Source organism: Paenibacillus sp. Y301 (genome assembly GCF_059445505.1).
Genome location: NZ_JCAIUL010000002.1, coordinates 102,707 through 122,785 on the forward strand (window position 1 = coordinate 102,707; position 20,079 = coordinate 122,785).

Annotated in this window: 17 protein-coding genes; 14 read left to right on the plus strand and 3 right to left on the minus strand. The window is 43.3% G+C overall.

What is annotated here, in order from left to right:
* The first annotated feature begins 25 nt into the window (after nucleotides 1-25).
* Entirely contained in the window at nucleotides 26-1,708 is a 1,683-nt protein-coding gene (locus AC1D69_RS03930) for a glycoside hydrolase family 13 protein (RefSeq protein ID WP_495454856.1), read from the plus strand.
* Between the two features lie 143 nt (nucleotides 1,709-1,851).
* Here the strand turns inward: AC1D69_RS03930 and AC1D69_RS03935 are convergent, their stop codons facing one another.
* The gene (locus AC1D69_RS03935; RefSeq protein ID WP_495454857.1) at nucleotides 1,852-2,709 is read right to left on the minus strand and encodes an AraC family transcriptional regulator; all 858 of its coding nucleotides are present in this window, start codon (nucleotides 2,707-2,709) and stop codon (nucleotides 1,852-1,854) included.
* 153 nt (nucleotides 2,710-2,862) lie between these two features.
* Between AC1D69_RS03935 and AC1D69_RS03940 the strand changes: the two genes are divergently transcribed.
* Together AC1D69_RS03940 and AC1D69_RS03945 are read left to right on the plus strand one after the other, a co-directional pair.
* Nucleotides 2,863-4,161: an alpha-glucosidase/alpha-galactosidase gene (locus AC1D69_RS03940; protein ID WP_495454858.1), complete on the plus strand. Its 1,299-nt coding sequence runs from the start codon at nucleotides 2,863-2,865 to the stop codon at nucleotides 4,159-4,161.
* Between the two features lie 48 nt (nucleotides 4,162-4,209).
* Nucleotides 4,210-6,168, plus strand: a complete 1,959-nt coding sequence (locus tag AC1D69_RS03945) for an InlB B-repeat-containing protein (RefSeq protein WP_495454859.1) — start codon at nucleotides 4,210-4,212, stop codon at nucleotides 6,166-6,168.
* Nucleotides 6,169-6,339: 171 nt separating this feature from the next.
* Here AC1D69_RS03945 and AC1D69_RS03950 read toward each other — a convergent pair whose 3' ends face one another.
* On the minus strand, nucleotides 6,340-7,182 hold the full coding sequence (locus tag AC1D69_RS03950; protein WP_495454860.1) for a helix-turn-helix domain-containing protein: 843 nt from the start codon (nucleotides 7,180-7,182) through the stop codon (nucleotides 6,340-6,342).
* Nucleotides 7,183-7,418: 236 nt separating this feature from the next.
* On the opposite strand from AC1D69_RS03950, the gene AC1D69_RS03955 reads away from it, so the two are divergent.
* From AC1D69_RS03955 to gnpA, 5 genes are all read left to right on the plus strand, one after another.
* Complete coding sequence (locus AC1D69_RS03955) at nucleotides 7,419-8,786, plus strand: carbohydrate ABC transporter substrate-binding protein (RefSeq protein ID WP_495454861.1); 1,368 nt, start codon at nucleotides 7,419-7,421, stop codon at nucleotides 8,784-8,786.
* Nucleotides 8,787-8,866: 80 nt separating this feature from the next.
* On the plus strand, nucleotides 8,867-9,760 hold the full coding sequence (locus AC1D69_RS03960) for a carbohydrate ABC transporter permease (protein WP_495454862.1): 894 nt from the start codon (nucleotides 8,867-8,869) through the stop codon (nucleotides 9,758-9,760).
* Between the two features lie 12 nt (nucleotides 9,761-9,772).
* Nucleotides 9,773-10,666, plus strand: a complete 894-nt coding sequence (locus tag AC1D69_RS03965; RefSeq protein WP_495454863.1) for a carbohydrate ABC transporter permease — start codon at nucleotides 9,773-9,775, stop codon at nucleotides 10,664-10,666.
* Between the two features lie 10 nt (nucleotides 10,667-10,676).
* Complete coding sequence (locus tag AC1D69_RS03970) at nucleotides 10,677-10,856, plus strand: DUF6903 family protein (protein ID WP_495454864.1); 180 nt, start codon at nucleotides 10,677-10,679, stop codon at nucleotides 10,854-10,856.
* Nucleotides 10,857-10,871: 15 nt separating this feature from the next.
* Complete coding sequence (gene gnpA / locus AC1D69_RS03975) at nucleotides 10,872-13,040, plus strand: 1,3-beta-galactosyl-N-acetylhexosamine phosphorylase (RefSeq protein WP_495454865.1); 2,169 nt, start codon at nucleotides 10,872-10,874, stop codon at nucleotides 13,038-13,040.
* A gap of 145 nt (nucleotides 13,041-13,185) precedes the next feature.
* Here gnpA and AC1D69_RS03980 read toward each other — a convergent pair whose 3' ends face one another.
* Nucleotides 13,186-14,229, minus strand: coding sequence for an SIS domain-containing protein (locus AC1D69_RS03980; RefSeq protein ID WP_495454866.1), 1,044 nt, complete (start codon nucleotides 14,227-14,229; stop codon nucleotides 13,186-13,188).
* A gap of 258 nt (nucleotides 14,230-14,487) precedes the next feature.
* Between AC1D69_RS03980 and nagA the strand changes: the two genes are divergently transcribed.
* The 6 genes from nagA to AC1D69_RS04010 all read left to right on the plus strand — a co-directional run bounded on the left by nagA (nucleotide 14,488) and on the right by AC1D69_RS04010 (nucleotide 19,656).
* Nucleotides 14,488-15,702, plus strand: coding sequence for an N-acetylglucosamine-6-phosphate deacetylase (gene nagA / locus AC1D69_RS03985; RefSeq protein WP_495454867.1), 1,215 nt, complete (start codon nucleotides 14,488-14,490; stop codon nucleotides 15,700-15,702).
* A gap of 26 nt (nucleotides 15,703-15,728) precedes the next feature.
* Nucleotides 15,729-16,709 carry an ROK family protein gene (locus AC1D69_RS03990; protein WP_495454868.1) on the plus strand — a complete coding sequence of 327 codons (981 nt, stop codon included), beginning with the start codon at nucleotides 15,729-15,731 and terminating at the stop codon, nucleotides 16,707-16,709.
* Between the two features lie 37 nt (nucleotides 16,710-16,746).
* Nucleotides 16,747-17,613, plus strand: a complete 867-nt coding sequence (fba, locus tag AC1D69_RS03995) for a class II fructose-1,6-bisphosphate aldolase (protein ID WP_495454869.1) — start codon at nucleotides 16,747-16,749, stop codon at nucleotides 17,611-17,613.
* A complete protein-coding gene (pfkB, locus tag AC1D69_RS04000; RefSeq protein WP_495454870.1) occupies nucleotides 17,583-18,539 on the plus strand; it encodes a 1-phosphofructokinase in 957 nt (318 codons plus the stop codon). Before fba ends, pfkB begins: the two co-directional genes overlap by 31 nt.
* 114 nt (nucleotides 18,540-18,653) lie before the next feature.
* Nucleotides 18,654-19,460 (plus strand): DeoR/GlpR family DNA-binding transcription regulator, encoded by an 807-nt coding sequence (locus AC1D69_RS04005; RefSeq protein WP_495454871.1) that lies wholly within the window; start codon nucleotides 18,654-18,656, stop codon nucleotides 19,458-19,460.
* 112 nt (nucleotides 19,461-19,572) lie between these two features.
* Entirely contained in the window at nucleotides 19,573-19,656 is an 84-nt protein-coding gene (locus tag AC1D69_RS04010; protein ID WP_373887467.1) for a putative holin-like toxin, read from the plus strand.
* Nucleotides 19,657-20,079 lie beyond the last annotated feature (423 nt).

The following is a 20,079-nucleotide window of genomic DNA, read 5'->3' on the forward strand; positions in this document are numbered from 1 at the left end:
TACTTCTGGATAGGAGAGAGTATAGATGGAGAGAAAATGGTGGAAAGAAAGCATAGTGTATCAAATTTATCCTCGTAGCTTCAAGGACAGCAACGGGGATGGCATTGGTGACATCAAAGGAATTACTCAAAAGCTGGGTCACTTGCAGGATTTGGGTATTGATGTTATCTGGTTGTCCCCAGTATATAAATCGCCGAATGATGATAATGGTTATGATATCAGTGATTACCGAAACATTATGGATGAGTTCGGAACCATGAGCGATTTCAATGAAATGTTGGAGGAAGCTCATAAGCACAATATCAGAATTATGTTGGATCTGGTTGTGAATCATACCTCGGATGAGCATTCGTGGTTCATCGAATCGCGATCGTCCAAGGATAATCCGTATCGCGATTATTATATTTGGAAACCTGGTAAAGAAGGGAATCCGCCGAATAATTGGGGTGCTTCTTTTGGTGGGAGTGCGTGGGAGTATGATCCATCTACGGATGAGTATTATTTGCATCTATTTAGTCAAAAACAACCTGACTTAAATTGGGAGAACCCGGATTTACGAAAAGAAGTATACGACATGATGATATACTGGCTGGACAAAGGCGTCGACGGGTTCCGAATGGATGTGGTTAACTTTATATCCAAGGATCAGCGATTCCTGGATGGAACGGTGAATGGCAACCCTTATGGAAACGGGGGCCCACATTATACTAACGGGCCCCGCATCCATGAATTTATGCAAGAGATGAACAAAGAAGTGTTATCCAAGTATGATACCATCACGGTTGGTGAAATGCCTGGTGTAAGTTCGGAAGAAGCGAAGTTGTACACAGGCAATGACCGGAATGAGTTAAATATGGTCTTCCATTTCGAACACGTGGATGTTGGCAACGGCAGATTTGGCAAGTGGACACCAGCTCCATGGAAGCTGACGGACTTAAAGACGATCTTTTCCAGATGGCAAGTTGGGCTTGAAGAAGATGGATGGAATAGTTTGTACTGGAGTAATCATGATCAGCCAAGGGCTATTTCACGTTTCGGAAATGACAGTGAAGAGTATAGGGTCATTTCCGGAAAAATGCTCGCTACTTGCCTTCATATGTTGAAGGGAACACCCTACATTTATCAGGGTGAAGAAATTGGGATGACCAATGTTGCATTTCAATCCATGGATCAATACCGGGATATCGAAACTCTGAATGCGTATAGGGATTATATGGAAGGTAATCTTCTTACACCGGACGAAATCATGCAAGCGATCCATGAACGGGGAAGAGATAATGCGCGAACACCGGTTCAATGGTCGAAAGAATCTAATGCAGGTTTCACAACTGGGCAGCCATGGATAGCTGTAAACCCTAATTATAAAGTCATTAATGCGGATGCGGCAGTTGAGGATAAAGATTCAATATATCATTATTATAAAAAGCTGATCAAGTTACGTAAGAAAAATCTTAATATCGTTTATGGAAAATATGAGCTGCTCTTAGCTGATAATGAACAAATATATGCTTTTACTCGAAGCCTGAACGATGAGAAGATACTGATCATATGCAATTTCTCAGAAGAACAAGCCTTGTTTAAACTACCGAATGATATAAAATTTGCGGATAAGAAATTGCTTATTGCGAACTACGAGGTTAATCCGAATGAAGAGATTGCTTCATTTAGCCTGAAACCCTATGAAGCAAGAGTTTATCAATTGAAATAGACGCAGTAATACAGGACAGGAAGCAGGGGTGAATCCCCGCTTCCTGTTTTTATTAGGAGCTTTAGAGGCTCTTGCCCTTGATGGCAAAAAGCATTTGATATGATACTATCCGTAAACTAACAATGAGCAATAAGAATCCAGCCTTACCTGCAACCATAGTCTCGTCCGGGTTGCTGCAAGCGGTATTCCGTCGGCGAGGCCCCGCACCATTTCTTGAATTGTCTGGAGAAATAAAGTGCATCCTGATATCCGACAGAGGAAGCGATCTGCTCAATGGTCAATCGTTCCAGAAGTAGCGTCTTGGCACGTTCCATACGGATATTTTGCAAGTAACCCATCGGTGTTAATCCGGTTTGTTGCTTGAAAATCTTGGATAAGTAAGTGCGGTGATAACCGAGCGAATAGGCCATTTCACCAATAGTGATCGGCTTGGAATATTGTAGATTGAGCCAACGAATGGCATGTTCTACCTGATGCTGTGTTGGATGCTCGAACTCGCTACGGGCGGGAACGGAGCCTTTATGCTTGACCCATTCGGCAAGCAACAGACGTAAATAAGCTTCAGCTCGCAGGTCACATGCCGCATCCCCGGCATGGAGTACACGATATACATTGTGAAACAACATGGTGATGTTACAACTCTTCTTTGACTGTAGCGTAGGAGAATGTGGAGAAATGTTCTGTAGACTCAGCAACTGATCGGCCAAGTCTCCTTTGAAGCCAATCCAGCGGTAGTGCCAAGGGTCCGATTTGTCGGATTCATAACGTACAAGTTCCCCTGGGAAAATGAAAAAGTGATCTCCTGGGCCCAACTCATAATCCCTTCCCAAACAACGAAAGCGTCCTTTGCCCGAAACGACATAGTGAACCAAATGATAGTCTAACACCTGAGGACCAGCCAAATGGGAAGGTTCTGTATGTTGTTGACCAGCGAAGAGCACGACGAGCTCACCCTTGCTGGGAAAAGGATTTATCGCAACCGAAGGTTGAGTATACGACATTATGGTTGTTTCCTTTCTTCCATCCGTTATAAGTTCATTATATACGAGAAACTACAAATCTCCATATAGAAGTGGATTTCATCTATGTGATTATTCCAATGTGAAGTGTAGAGTATATATATAGTAAACGCTATCACACTTAGGAGGTCAATGATGGATAAGATTACATTTCTCGGAGCTGGAAGTTCGGTTTTTGCCAAAAATGTACTAGGAGATTGCATGCTGACGCCTGCACTTCAGAATTTCGAATTAGCGCTGTTCGATATTGATATGGAGCGGCTTAAGGATTCAGAGAATATGCTTAATAATATAAAAAATACATCGGGTAGTACCTGCCGGATAAAAACCTACACGGATCGTAAAGAGGCACTGCGTAGTGCGAAATTTGTGATCAATGCCATTCAAGTGGGAGGTTATGATCCATGTACGATTACTGATTTTGAGATACCCAAGAAGTACGGCTTGCGGCAGACGATTGCAGATACGTTAGGGATCGGCGCCATTTTCCGTAATTTACGGACCATTCCGGTGGTCTTGGATTTCGCCCGTGATATGCAGGAAGTGTGTCCAGAGGCACTATTCTTGAATTACACGAACCCGATGGCGGTGTTAACGAACGTTATGAGTACATATGGCAGTATCCAAACCATCGGTCTTTGTCACAGTGTTCAGACATGTATGCCTGATTTATTAATGAATTTAGAAATGGATACGACAGGCGTACAGACTAAAATTGCTGGAATCAATCATATGGCTTGGCTATTGGAGTGTAAGAGGGATGGTGTAGATCTATATCCGGAAATTAAGCGGCGTGCACGAGAGAAGCAAAAGGACAAGCACAGCGATATGGTACGTTTCGAGCTCATGTTCCGTTTCGGATACTATGTGACGGAGTCATCTGAGCATAGTTCAGAATATCATCCATATTTCATCAAGCGTAACTATCCGGAGCTGATTGAGCGCTTTAACATCCCACTGGATGAGTATCCACGCCGCTGTGTCGATCAGATCGGGAAATGGTCCACGATGCGGGATGACATGGTCAACAATAAAGATCTAAGTCATGTACGTTCGCATGAGTATGCATCCTATATTCTAGAAGCGATGGAGACGGGAATTCCATATAAAATTGGTGGTAACGTGATGAACACGGGCCTAATTACGAATCTTCCAAAAGAGGCCTGTGTCGAAGTGCCTTGTCTAGTGGATCGTAGTGGAGTAACGCCAACGTATGTGGGTGACCTGCCACCGCAGCTTGCTGCACTTAACCAAACCAACATTAATACACAATTACTAACGATTGAAGCAGCGATGAGCCGTAAACGCGAGCATATTTACCACGCGGCGATGCTAGATCCGCATACGGCTGCAGAACTTTCAATCGATGATATCGTTGCGATGTGCGACGATATGATTGAAGCACACGGCGACTGGCTACCGAAGTACGAGTGATAAATATAGTACAATGTTATACCACAATTCAACATCGGTACGGCAACATTGAATGGATCCCCCTTTACGAGTGGTACACCTGTCACAGCAGAAGGTGTATACACTCTAATTGTTACAGCAGGAATTGAGTCAGAAATGGTGCGATTTACGATAGACAAAACTCCTCCGACGAGTAAAATAGTTGTGAATGATGGCAAAGCCTTTACGAATAAATCGAATGTAGTGGTTGAAGTGACACCAGCAACAGGCGTAACCGATATTGCAACTATCAAATATGCAGTCAATGGATCAGCACCAACGACGATTGCTTACAGTAGTAGCTTCTTACTTCCTATAGGAAGTGTCGATGGAGCAAAAGCAGTAACGATACAGCTCATAGATGGGGCAGGAAATGAATCTCCCCCATACACGTCAACCATTACACTACATACGGTAGCCCCAACGGGCACTGTAGTTATTAATAACGGAGATGCGTATACAACAGAGCAAGAAGTAAATCTTGCGATCACACCCGCGGTAGGAGTGACGGATGTCGTGTATGTAAAGTTCTCCGGTGACAATCTGACTTGGTCAGCTAATGAGTTGTATATAGCAGGCAAGACATATACATTTACATTGCCAACAGGGGATGATTACAAGACAGTTTATGTACAGTTTATTGATCATGCAGGCACTGTCGGCTCAGCTCAAGATAGTATTATTCTTGATATGACAGCTCCGATCGTCCAAGGTGTAGAAGATGGAGAGAGCTATAGTTCTTCACGAACAATTACATTTAATGAAGGTACCGCAACATTAAACGGCAATTCCTTTATAAGCGGATCGCCTATAGATGTTGAAGATTCCTATGAACTTATTGTTACAGATGCTGCAGGTAACTCGATTACCATTACATTCAGCATCTTAAAATATAGAGTAAGCTACGATGGAAATGGAGCTACTGGAGGAATCGTACCCATAGATAGTCAAACCTATGAGACTGGGAAAAGTGTAACAGTAGCTAATAATACTGGAAGTCTAGTCAAAACGGGATTTACCTTTAAGGGTTGGAATACCGAAGCAGATGGAAGTGGGACAAATTATGTGGTGAATGATGCTTTCAATATAAGCACAGCTAAGGTCATCCTATCTAAGGTCATCCTATATGCAGCCTGGAATATTAATCATTATACATTGACTTTTGAGTCACATGGAGGAAGTATCGTAGCGACTCAGAATGAATCATACAATGAAACGGCAACTGAACCGAGTGCACCAACGAAGCCAGGTTATACATTTGGTGGTTGGTATAAAGAGACAACATTAACAAACCAGTGGATCTTCTCGAAGGATCTGGTCACAGCGAATACGACGTTGTATGCAAAATGGATGGGTAATAGTTCCTCTGGAAATAATGGAGGAGGTTATATTCCAACAGCCTCACCAACTTTAACGGTGTATTTTGAAACCAATGGCGGGAACGTTATAGTCAATCTATCTGTAGTAAATAATTCAAGGTTAGCAGAGCTTCCAACACCCACTAAGGAAGGATTTATATTTGGAGGTTGGTATCAAGATGTTGCGTTGAACCAAAAGTGGGATATTATAACCGATCGTGTGACAAAAAATACAAAATTGTATGCGAAATGGATTGCAAACACTTCCCCAGATCCAAAGCCGACTTTGAGTTTTAATGACACTTCGGGACATTGGACACAAAGAATGATTGAGGAATTAGCTAGTCAAGGTATGATTACGGGGTATCCAGACGGCTCGTTCCAACCGAATGAATCAATCCAGAGACAACATATGGCCCTGATATTCATGCGTGCTTTTGAGTTCGAACCAATACGTGAGGCGGTAGCTTTTTCTGATGTATCACCAAGCCATCCGTACTATAAAGCCATTACTTTACTACAACAAGCAGGAATTGTAGATGGATCCGATGGTAGATTTAATCCAAATGAACCCGTGACACGTGCAGAGTTTGTCGCAATGATATATAGAGCATTGAATCTGACAAAGTAAAGAGGAGTAAAAGAAAGGCTCTTCTAGCGAAGGTTGAACTGTGACCGTATTTGTGGAGAGTTGGAAAAAGAAGACCTTTCTTAGTCAGTGAGTAGATGACTTCTGAATTTATCAGGAGTCATCTTTTTTAATGCCCATTTGCAACGTTCAGAATTATTGAAATCCATATAGTCATTGAACTACTCTCTTGGTCTGAATTCGGTAATCGCTTGGAGTTAGACCGCAGCTCCGGCGGAAACTTTGAGAGAAATAGCTTTGAGAGGAAAATCCAGTAGATTCCGCTACTTGTGAAATAGAAAGATCCGTGGTTTCTAATAGCTCCTTGCTCGCACGAAGCCTGACCTCAATTAAATAGTTAATGGGCGACATGCCATAGAACTTCGCAAACGTATGTACTAGATAATACTTACTGAGATGTGCCTTTTCTGCCAGATAGTCAAGCGAGATCTCCTCCGCAAAGTTCGAGTCGATATACCGCTTGATCCGACTACATACTTTGTTAGCCCTTTGGGTAGCCACGACGGAGAATGGATGACCAGAGCTTCTCATTAAAATAATGATAACAACCTCGAGTAAGTTTTGACAGATGGCTTCATAATTTTCATCCTTGTTTTCTGTTTCCCGAAGCATTGCTTTGAAATAGAAGAATAGCTCATCTCTCTGATTTCGATAATTGATGATCTCATGATTCCGGCTACCACTTCGATCCCCGAAGTCAAAGCTTAATCCCTCAACTCCAAGCACAACATACTCTAGAGGATCGCTACTAACAGATACCTCGGTATGCTCCACGTTCGGGTTCACGATGACAAGATCGTCCTGTTGCACGGGATAGATTTCGTTCTCTACAATGAAATTCCCACGTCCGCTTCGAACGTAAAACAGTTCTGAGAAATTATGAGAATGGCGCATGCTGTACCAATCACCTTCATAAATTGCGGAACTGACATAGATCAATCTAGCGGCGATCTCTCCACGTCCCTCTCCGGGCAGCCAATAACGTACATTTCCCAAATCGAGTCAGTCCTCTCCAATTATATAAGTTTACTTTACCACATCCACTAGACTTCATAATAATGAATTGGAATAGTTTTCAATTTATATATTTGTAATAAAAGCAAGATATATAAAATGAACGGCAACATGTATGTAGAAATAAAGCGGTTCCATGGGATAAGATAAATGAGTAGAGAGACTCACTTATATGCGATTACAAAGCACTAATCAAATGATAAATGCGGAGGGGTATTATGAGAAAAATTGTTAGCCTTACACTTACAGCTGCACTGACTATTAGCCTTACAGCCTGTGGCAGTAATTCTGAAAGTGGTTCTAATTCCACACCAGCAAATTCCTCCAATAAGCCAGCGAGTTCAACTCCGTCTGCTGAATCTCGTACTCTTAAGTTAGCTGCTTTAGAAACCGCTTATGGATCTGATGTATGGAAAGAGATTACAGCAGGATTTGAAAAAGCTAATGCGGGTGTGAAAGTAGAAACTACGATTGACAAAAGTCTTGAAGATGTCATTGGACCTAGTATGAAAACAGGAGACTTCCCTGACGTTATCCATCTTGCAGTAGGTCAGCCCAAAGGATTGACAGAAACCTTTATTAAAGATAATAACATGACTGATCTTACAGACGTGCTTTCGATGACGGTTCCTGGTGAGAGTGTTACTGTGAAGGATAAAATTATCCCTGGGTTTACGGATACAACCATTACGAATCCTTATGGGGATGGCAAGACCTTTCTGATGCCAATGTTCTATAGTCCAACGGGACTGTTCTATAATGCTGGCTTACTTGAGCAGAAGGGCTGGGCCGTTCCTACCACTTGGGACGAAATGTGGGCATTAGGCGACAAAGCTAAGGCTGAGGGAATTGCATTGTTCTCTTATCCAACTACGGGTTACTTCGATTCATTCTTCTATGCATTACTTAACGAAGTGGGGGGTCCCGAATTCTTCACTAAAGCGATGAATTACACGGAAGGTGTATGGCAATCACCAGAAGCAACGCAAGCTTTTGATATTATCAATAAACTTACGACGTACACTGAGAAAACCGTTCCAGCCAATGGCAATAAAGATAACTTTGTTAAAAACCAACAGCTTATTTTGGATAACAAGGCTCTCTTCATGCCAAACGGAACTTGGGTAGTAGGTGAAATGGCTAAAGCCCCTCGTGCAGAAGGATTTAAATGGGGATTCACGGCTCTTCCAGCTGTAAAAGAGGGCGGGGATCGCTTCTCCTATACCTTCTTTGAACAAATCTGGGTTCCTGCGAAGGCTGAGAATGCAGATCTAGCTAAACAATTTATTGCATATCTTTATTCCGATGAAGCAGCTGCTATTTTTGCTAAAGTAGGCGCAGTTCAACCGATTAAAGATATGGCTAGTAAATTGGACGGTGACAATAAACTCTTCTATAGCATCTATGACACAGGTGCAAAAGCGGCTATGGGTGCATTTGCTACAACCGATCCTGTGGAAGGTGTAAGCATCTCGGATACGGTATTTGGTACACTGGATTCCCTTGTGACAAAAGCTAAGACACAAGCTGAGTGGGTTGAATCCATTACGAAAGCAAGCGATGCATTACGTGGGGCGTTGAAATAAATAAAGCCAATCAATCTATGAATAATGGTGGCATGCGAAAGCTGCCACCGTTATTTTTACCTTAGGAAGGAGATAGATATATGGACATCAAGAAAGGACAAGGGCGTTTTATTTTCTTCTGTCTTGCTCCCGCCGTAATCCTATTCATAGTTTTTCTAATCATACCAACGATCGATGTATTTCGAATGTCCACTTACAAATGGGGTGGATATACAGATGAGAAGACCTTTGTAGGGCTGCAAAACTTCACGAAACTTTTTCATAGTGATAAATTCTATCAAGCGTTTCAGAACAGTCTTTTACTTATCATATTAGTTACCATTGTTACCTTTGCTTTTGCACTTGTGTTCGCATCGATGCTTTCTCGTGAAAAGATTAAAGGGCAAGATTTCTTACGAGTCGTCTTCTACATTCCGAATATATTGTCTGTTGTCGTTATCAGTGCCATTTTCTCGGCAATATATGATCCGAATAGCGGACTGCTAAATGCATTCTTAAATTTATTCCGTAGCGCAACGTCAGACCCTACACTGTGGCTGGGCGATCAGAAAATCGTTATTTTCTCCCTCGCAGGTGCTATGATCTGGCAGGCTATCGGTTATTACATGGTTATGTATATGGCTAGTATGGCGAATGTCCCTGAAAGTTTATATGAATCTGCTGAACTCGAGGGTGCTGGGCGGATGCATCAATTCTTCACCATTACGATCCCGTTAATCTGGACGAATATTCGTACCACGCTTACCTTCTTCGTCATCAGTACGATCAATATGAGTTTCCTATTCGTGATGGCGATGACCGGAGGGGGACCTGATGGCTCCACTGAGGTATTCCTGAGCTATATGTACAAAGAGGCTTATACCAACTCCTCGTATGGTTACGGTATGGCAATCGGTGTTATTGTGTTCCTGTTCTCATTCGCACTAGCGGCTATCCTGAACGCAGTCACCAAACGCGACCATTTGGAATATTAAGGAGGCGACAACTTGAAGAATAATAAACTCGCACATCATGGCGTCAGCGATAAGTTCTATAAGGGCTTCATCTATGTTGTACTGTTCGCACTAGCAATTATCATTATCGTCCCTGTAGCTTGGGCGTTCATGGCCTCCATCAAACAGGATATAGAGTTCTACGCAAGTCCCTGGGCGCTTCCGAAAGGATTCTATCTACAGAACTTTGCGGATGCTTGGCAAAAAGCGAAGATGGGCAGTTACATGCTCAACTCCGTTATCGTAACAGTGATTGCGATTGGCCTTTTACTCGTCATTGCATTACCAGCAGCTTATGTGCTGGCACGGTATAAATTCAAAGGAAGCGTCATCTTGAATTTGATGTTTATGGCCGGTTTATTTATCAACGTGAACTATATTGTCGTTCCGATCTTTCTCATGCTTAATAACGGCGACAAGGTTGCCCGTACTCTTTTCGGACACCCGATATTCCTGAATAATTTATTCGTTCTAGCAATTGTCTATGCTGCAATGGCACTTCCTTTCACAGTCTACCTATTGTCGGGCTATTTCAAATCATTGCCCAGGGAATATGAAGAAGCAGCTTCTGTAGATGGTGCAGGCTATTTCCGAACGATGGTACAGATTATTATGCCAATGGCTAAACCTAGCATTGTGACTGTTATCTTGTTTAATTTCCTTTCTTTCTGGAACGAATATATCATTTCGATGACTTTACTAACAAAGCCGGGATTTCGAACGTTGCCAGTCGGTTTAATGAACTTGATGGCCGCTCAGAAATCAGCCGTCCAATATGGTCAAATGTATGCAGGTCTAGTACTAGTAATGCTGCCAACCCTTATTCTTTATATTCTGGTTCAAAAGAAGCTAACCCAAGGCATGACCATGGGCGGGCTGAAAGGTTAAGGTGCTACTTATGGGTGAATCCATGCGGAATTTGTTGCGTCATTTGTTGATACTAATTGTCTTTATCTTCGCTATAGTACTCGTTATTATTGGGCAAAAAAATATTGGTGCACCCGGGCTCGGAACGATGCTACTGGGATTAGCACTTCTAATAGGTCTTCTCTGGTTCTATAATCGCAAATATAAATAAAAGGAGTTATACAACATGAAAAAAGGACGGGTCACGATTCCTACGGATCTAGATGTTATTCCTCAAACAAAAGAAGTCATGAAGCGATGGGGCGCAGACGCTATACGCGATTGCGATGGTACGGACTTCCCCGCAGAATTGCGTGATATCGATGCCAAGGTGTATTCCACGTACTATACGACTCGTAAAGAAAATGGATGGGCACAAGCAAATCCGGATGAGATTCAGCAGATGTATCTTATGACACCTTTCTATACCGCTGAGCAATCTAGTCTTGCTATCCCTTTAATGAAGGGGCTTTATCCAGATATGCTGAAGGTGAATACTCGTGACGATATCACACGTTGGTGGGAAGTCATCGATCGAACCACAGGAGAGGTCATATCCACTGAGCAATGGAACTATAGCGAAGAAACGGGGAACGTCATTATTCAAGCGATTCCCTTCCATGATTATACGGTTAGTTTTCTAGCCTATATCATGTGGGATCCCGTACATATGTACAATGCAGTCACGAATGATTGGGACAACGTTGATCCTCAGATAACCTTTGATGTTCGTCAACCCAAGACGCGTGAGTTCACGATTCAACGATTACGGCAATTTATCGAAGAACATCCCTATGTTAATGTCATTCGTTTCACGACTTTTTTCCATCAGTTCACACTCGTCTTTGATGAGCTAGCACGCGAGAAGTATGTTGATTGGTATGGATATTCCGCATCCGTTAGTCCATATATTCTTGAGCAATTTGAACAAGAAGTTGACTATCCGTTTAGAGCTGAATATATCATTGATCAGGGTTATTTTAATAATAACTATCGTATTCCGACCAAGGAGTTCCAAGACTTTCAGGCATTCCAACGGCGCGAGGTTGCTGTACTTGCTAAGGAATTAGTCGATATTACACATGAATATGGGAAGGAAGCGATGATGTTCCTTGGCGATCATTGGATTGGTACCGAACCGTTTATGGAAGAGTTCTCAACCATTGGGGTAGATGCTGTCGTTGGTAGTGTAGGGAATGGTTCTACACTTCGGTTGATTAGTGATATACCAGGCGTGAATTATACAGAGGGACGTTTCCTACCTTATTTCTTCCCTGATACATTCTATGAGGGTGGAGATCCTGTACGTGAAGCCAAAGTGAACTGGGTTACTGCAAGACGTGCCATCCTCCGCAAGCCGATTGATCGAATTGGGTATGGGGGATATCTGAAACTAGCACTAGATTTCCCAGATTTCATGGACTACGTTGAGAGCGTGTGTGATGAATTCCGTACGTTGTACGATAATGTACAAGGAACAACACCCTACAGTGTCAAAACGGTTGCGATCCTCAACTGCTGGGGTAAAATGCGTGCATGGGGTAATCACATGGTTCATCATGCACTCTATCAGAAACAGAATTATAGCTATGCAGGGATCATAGAGACGTTATCGGGTGCACCATTTGATGTCAAATTCATCAGTTTTGAAGATATTAAGAAGGATCCCTCCATTCTTAAAGGAATCGATGTCATCTTGAATGTAGGGGATGGCGATACGGCGTATACCGGAGGGGATTGGTGGCTGGACACAGACATCGTAACAGCAGTGAAGCAATTTGTTCACGATGGTGGTGGATTCATCGGGGTAGGCGAACCCGCAGCTCATCAAGCGAACGGAAGGTACTTTCAGCTTGCAAGCCTCCTTGGTGTAGAACAAGAACGTGGTTTCACCCTCGGTTATGATAAATACAACTGGGAAGAGCAAGATCATTTTATTACAGAAGATTGCGCTGTAGACTCAGATGGAAAGAAGATCATCGATTTCGGTGAAGGTAAGAAGAATATATTCGCTCTCGAAGGCACCACGGTCCTCCGTCAGGTTGATAAAGAAGTTCAACTCGCAGTGAATGAATTCGGTCGTGGACGAGCCGTATATATAAGTGGATTGCCATATAGTTTCGAGAACAGTCGTCTGCTTTACCGTGCGATCCTCTGGAGCGCTCATAGCGACCACGAGCTCAACCGCTGGCTGAGTGAGAACTATAATGTTGAGGTTCACGCCTATGTTAAGAATGGTAAATACTGCGTTGTTAACAACACTTATGAGCCACAGGAAACCGTCGTTTATCGTGGTGATGGTTCTAGCTTCTCCCTCAAGCTCGAAGCGAATGAGATTAAGTGGTACGAAATCTAAACATATGAAAACCAAAGAATAGCACATCACTCATGCGCTATTCTTTGGTTAATGCGCTATATTACATGGTCTAATCTTACATGGTACATATCATGCCAAAAGAACCTTCAGAACATCTCCTGAAGGTTCTCTTTATAGTTAATCTCTACAATTTGACCCAAGCAACGAGACCATCGGGTTGGTCGGGGTTGATGCCCTGACGATCGGCACTTGTTAAAGCGACGATTTGGGGAATGAAGATAAATGGAATACCTTGCACAGCAACATCTAATCGGTTGTCGGAGATGACAGCTAGATCGACAAGTTCTGCAGCTATGGCCTCCGCATGATCAGCGAATGCGATAATCGTGGCACCTCTGTCTTTAATGTCACGCATCAGGTTGCGCTGATGTTCAGTGCCATTGCCAGTGATCGCTGCGATGACAAGTGTATCGGGACCCACAGTTACCATCGGACCATGACGAACGTCCAAGAGGTGGTAAGAATGTGCTTGCACCTTCGCAATTTCAGTTAAAGCGATAGCACCTTCGGAAGCGAGACCTTGAAGTTCGCCATCAGCAAGCACAACGGCATTAGTCCATGCAAAGTCAGCTACTTTACGAATATCATTTTCTATACGTGCCATGTAGGCTTCACCTTGGTCGATCGCCTTCTGGATATCAGCGATAACAACTTCATCGTTGCCGAGGAAGGCGGTCAACATTAGATTGGCTACATAAAGATTGGTTACGGTACGAGTCTGACAGACACTATGGTCAAATGCCCAAGGTAACTCTAGCGATAAATGTGCCTTTTTCGAAAGTGGAGAATCCTTTACGCAGGATAGTGTTAGTACAGCAATAGGCTTATCAGTCTGGAGCAATCGAAGTGCCTCAACTACTTCACTTGTGCTACCCGAACGTGACGGGGCAACCAAGAGAGTATTCTCTAACATAGCCTTGTAACGCTCAGGGTTTAGCATGAGATCGCCACCGGCTAATGCACTTGCCGGAAGTCCTGCACGTAGACGAGTAGAGAATGCAGCGGATTCACTTAAGCAGTAGCTTGATCCGCAGCCAACAAAGGTAACGGAAGTGATGGATTTTGATTTCGCAAAGGAAACAATTTCTTGTCTTTTAGATAGCATGTAGTCATAGGTTTGTTGTAAGGCCGTATATTGTTGTTTAATTTCGCTATAAGTTAGGCTCATGGATAATAACCTCCTAAATAATGTGTTTACCTAATGTGAGTGTAATGCAATTCTTTTATTATTTCAATCATAAAAAAGAAAAATAAAATCAAAAGTTAATTAAACTAGTCAATATTCACCTTTTTAAATGGGCATATTTCTGTATTTTTATTAATATAATCAAAAAAAGATTGATAAAATCAAATATTACGATTATTATAATCATGAAATGAAATAAAACATCAAATTGTTTTTGCCACATATAAGGGAGAAATGTTGATGCAGCATAAAAATACTGAAATTTATAACGCGCGTATTCTAACACCGGATGGCTGGATTGAGAAGGGTAGCCTACTGATCAGGAATGGAACCATTTCACGAATATCAAGTTCTTCTGAAATGCGTGTAGAGGATGAGAGCGAAGACCATGAACGTGTAGATGCCTGTGGAAGGATTTTGCTACCGGGGTTCATCGATATTCATGTTCATGGTGGTGGTGGGTACGATGTCATGCTGGGAAGTGTAGAGCATATTCAAGGTATGTGCAGATTTCATGCTTCTAATGGAACGACTTCATTACTAGCGACGACACTTACTGCGACACATGAAGAAATCGTTGCGGCTCTGGAGTGTGCTGCACAATCGATGAAGAGAGCACGTGAACCAGATGGAGCTAACTTATTAGGCGTCCATCTGGAAGGGCCGTTTCTGAATGTAGCTAGATGTGGGGCACAGAATCCAAATGATCTCCGTGAGCCATCTATTGAAGAATTTGATGTCTTCTGGGCTGCTTCGAAAGGAATCATCAAGCTCATGACGATTGCTCCTGAACTGAACCATGCAGAAGAAGTCATCCGTCATGCTGTACATAAAGGAGTCGTTATCTCCTTGGGACATACGGATTCCGACTTCGAAACGATGCAACGGGCAACGGAGTGGGGTGCTACACAAGTTACACATCTCTTTAACGGGATGAAGCCTTTACATCATAGAGAACCAGGTGCAGCCGGTGGATCACTGATGTTAGATCAATTAGCAGTTGAGCTGATTTGCGATGGTATTCATGTACACCCTAGTCTGATCCAATGGGCTTTCAACATAAAACCAGAGGGAAAAGTTCTTCTGATCACAGATAGTATGTGCGCGGCAGGATGTCCGGATGGAGAATACGTGCTTGGTAAGCTACCGGTCATTATGAAACAAGGCAAGGTGTATTTGAAACAAGAAGATGGAACAGAAGGTGGTCTAGCAGGAAGTTCTCTAACGATGATTGAGGCTTTGGCTAACGCAGTTAAGTTTACAGGAATGGACATTGCAGATCTTGTTCCTGCACTAACCATTCATCCTGCTACACAGATTGGTGTTCACCATGCTAAGGGAACCATTGAGCTGGGTAAGGATGCAGATTTAATCATAGTGAATGAGCATTTCCAAGTGTGTCACACATTTGTGCAAGGCTATCAGGTATACGCTCGTGCGGACTATATTGAGTAGTTGGAAGCGGGAGAGGAGGGATTTCTATGAAATATGTAGCTGGTGTCGATGTTGGTGGTACCAATATTGAGTGCGGCATATTGGATGAACTCGGCAATGTCCTTGTTAAACGTAAATATCCAACCAAGCCTGAAAGAGGCGTAGAGGCTATTCTTGCGAGTATCGCTTTAACGCTTGAACAGCTTGGAGAAGAAGTTGGAATCGCTATTGAGGATATCGAAGTTATTGGTTTAGGGATTCCAGGGCTTGTGGATCCTGAGGCAGGTATTAGTCTTCGGGCAGTTAATCTGAACTGGAATCAAGTACCTGTGGCGGCAAAACTTAAGGATCTTACAGGTAAGCCTGTCTTTATAGATAATGATGTCCGCATGTATGTGTATGGAGAAGCAGTTGCAGGTGCTGGTCGCGGTCATGATTACGTATACGGTATTACCATTGGCACGGGGTTGGCCGCTGCGTTTGTACAACGTGGAGAATTACATCGTGGACACCGCTTCATGGCGGGCGAGATCGGACATGTGCCCATCGATCATGAGAACTATGCTTGCGGCTGTGGAAGAATCGGATGTCTCGAGACGATTGTATCGGCAACGGGGATTGCTCGACAAGCTCAGACGCGAATGGAACAAGGCGAAGCTAGTCTACTTAGCGAGTGGTTTACTGATGTGAAGGATATCCGTTCAAGCGATGTTTCTCGTGCGTGTCTAGCAGGCGACGAATTATCGCGCGATGTACTTGAACATACGGGACGTGCACTCGGGCGTGCACTGGCTTGGGTCGTACCGACGCTCTCGCCCGACGTGATTGTTATTGGTGGTGGCGGGGCATTAGCTGGCGAACTTATTTTTGAACCGATGACAGATGAATTAAATCATAGATTACTTCAGGATTATCGCAATCATTTTACGATTAAGAGTGCAGAACTTAGTGACGATGCCGGCATTATTGGAAGCGCTCTGTGGGCATCACATCAATATAAACAAAGGAAGAGAATTACGACTATATAGCCATTTTATCTGAAAAAAATCTTAGGAGGAACTTATTATGACACTTATCTCATCCACTGAAATGCTACAGATCGCTCGTAGAAATAAATACGCTGTTGGTGCTTTCAACGTTCATACATTAGAAATGCTTCAAGCGGTTGTTGAAGCAGCAGTTGAGACTCAGTCTCCACTCATCATTCAGTCAACGGTTGGAACCGTTAAACACTTAGGGCCTGATTACATTGCGGAAGCTGCAAAAGTTGCTGCTGATCGTACTGGACTACCCATTGCTTTGCACTTGGACCATTGTACCGATTTCTCCACGATTGTTCAGTGTATCCGCGCAGGGTATACGTCGGTGATGATCGACGCTTCTATGTTTGCATTTGAAGAGAACGTAGAACGCACGCTTAAAGTCATGGAAATTGCACTTGCCGCAGGTGTAAATGTGGAAGCGGAACTTGGTAAAGTGGGTGGCGTTGAAGATGATATCGTTGTAGCTGAACACGAGGCGTTGCTCGCTGACCCTGAAGATTGCCGATTGTTTATTGAACGTACAGGTGTGCATACATTGGCGCCAGCCATCGGTACCGCGCATGGTATTTATAAAGGAGAACCCAACATTGATTTTGATCGTATTGCCAACATTGCTGAGATCGTTGATGTTCCATTGGTTCTACATGGCGGTTCGGGAATTCCAGCTGAGCAAGTGAAGAAGGCAGTAGCGCTAGGTATGTCTAAAATGAACGTAGCTACAGAATTGCGAATCGCATTCTCTAATGCAATTAAAGATGTATTCTCTGTTAATGCGGAAGAGAATGATCCTCGTAAATATATGGTTCCTGCTAAAGAAGCTGTGAAGCGTCTTGCGATGGAGAAGATGGAACTTTGCGGATGTATCGGAAAAGCCGGCGATCTTCGATGATTACAACGGTCACGCTAAATGCGGCCATAGATAAAACGTACTATGTGAATTCGCTTGAGCTAGGCGGTGTGCAACGTGTCGCCCGGCAAATGGATGAGCCAGGTGGCAAAGGTAATAATGTTGCCAAAGTCATCACACTACTCGGTGGCGATGTTACGGCAACTGGATTTGTTGCGGGTAGTAGTGGTTATTTTATAGAAAGTAGCTTACGCAATCGGGGAATTCAAACGTCCTTTGTTCATGTAGCGGGAGAATCACGCGTGTGTCTGAATATCATTGATGAGTCCAATGGAACCTCGACAGAGTTACTTGAACAAGGACCCACAATCGATGACAATCACATTGCGGAGATGAAAGAGACGATACACAGACTTGCCCTGCAATCGAGTGTTATGGTGCTATCCGGCAGTTTACCGCAAGGATCGCCAGCGGATCTCTATGCTGATCTTATTGGGATCATTCAGTCAACTAAGGCACGCGTATTCTTGGACACTAGTGGCGCCGCACTGAATAGCGGACTGCAAGCTCGACCACATTTCGTGAAGCCGAATGAACATGAGCTAGCTGGATGGCTAGGACAAGATCAACTGCAAGAGAATGAATGGGCTGAGGCCGCGCAGAAGCTAGCAGCTGAGGGGATCGCACAAGTATGCGTTACATTGGGTGACAGGGGAGCTATTGCATTCATCGATGGACAAGGGTACCGTGTCATTCCACCAACCATTCATGCCATAAATACGGTTGGTTGTGGCGATTCATTTGTTGCAGGTATGGCGTTCGCAGAAGAACGTGGCGATTCTCCTATAGAGAAGCTACGCATCGCTTCTGCGGCAGCAGCAGCGAATGCCATGTCTGACCAAGCAGGACATATTGACTATAAGCTTTTTCAAGATTACGTTAAGCAGATGCAGGTCGTAACCTTATAATGTGCATCGTTGCTCCTGATATTGCAATTGACTTCAGCCTACTTGCAATTTAGTCTTCCATCCTCCAATATTAGGATTAGAATGGATGAGAGGCTGTCATCAAAGGAGAGAGTTATGGAATATTCAAAGGGCGAGCTACGCAGATTGAAAGCTCTAGAACTCATTAAATTGCACGGCAAAATATCAATTCAAGAAATAGTTGAATCTATTGGCTGTTCCGAAGCTACCGCAAGACGTGATCTAGACTTATTGGAGAAATCAGGGCAAATTATTCGTACCATTGGAGGAGCCATCTATGAAGGGGCACTCATGCAATCGGTATCCGAGTTGCCTTTTGCAGATAAACGTTTTTTTCAGCGGCAAGGTAAGGAAAGAATCGCCGAAGTAGCTGCGAAGCTAGTGGTAGAAGGCGATATTGTATGCCTAACGGGAGGAACAACAACGTTTTTCATTGCTAGAGCATTGAAGCAGCATCGCAATATTACGATCGTCACCAATGCCGTGAACATTGCTTCTGAGCTAGCGGATGCAGATGGAGTTCAAGTAGTTGTTATTGGTGGTATCATGCGTGCTAAGAGCTACGAGCTTAGTGGTCCACTTGCGGAAAGTGTCATCGACAAAATCAACGTGACGAAGATGTTTCTAGGGGTAGATGGCGTTTCACTAGGTCACGGTTTTACGATGCATTCTGAGCTGGAAGCTCGCATTGCCCAACTTCTGATAGAACGTTCAAGCGAAGTATATGCCGTATTTGACGAAAGTAAACTTGAGAAAAGCGCTCTGTTTACGATTATCCCATTGCATCGGGCAACGGGAATCATTACAAACAAGCAACCAGAGGGATGGTTCGAAGAAGCATGTAAAGAGCAGCAGATTGCGATTCATACAACGGTTGAAGATGTTGCTATTAACCATAAATAAAAGTTTATTGTAAATTAAACATCTTTACCAGAATTGCATGTAGTCTGATATACTAATTGAGTACAATGGCATAAGGGCGGTCGGCTAATCTCCCGGAAGGGAGGTGATGCTAATGGAGGTATACCAAACTTTGACGCTTATGATTTCATTTGCGACATTGGTTGTGTTAATACTTTCTTTCCATAAAAGGAAATAGACCGCCCCAGTAAGGATTCGGTCTATTTCTGATCACCTTGCAAGCCAACCGCTCTTAGTGCGGATTGTACTGAAGAGTCGTGTTCGCGCACGGCTCTTTATTTAAGTTTATCTTATCATAGTCAAAATAATACATCAATAAAGTAAAAAGGGCATAGAGAAAAGACCATACCTGAATTGGGCACAGTCTGATATAATAATTGAGTGCAACACACCTTGAGTGGGTGGCTCTCTCCGAAAGGAGGTGAGGCCATGAACATTTCGTTCGGTGAATTGATAGCTTGTGGGATCTTTTTGATCGCGCTGTTAACATACATCGAAAAACGAAAATGACCCACTCATTGGTATCCGCCAGTGTGGGTCATTTCTTAGAGTAACACTTATCCGAGGGATGCTCCACTCAAGATGTTTGTGCTGAAGACGG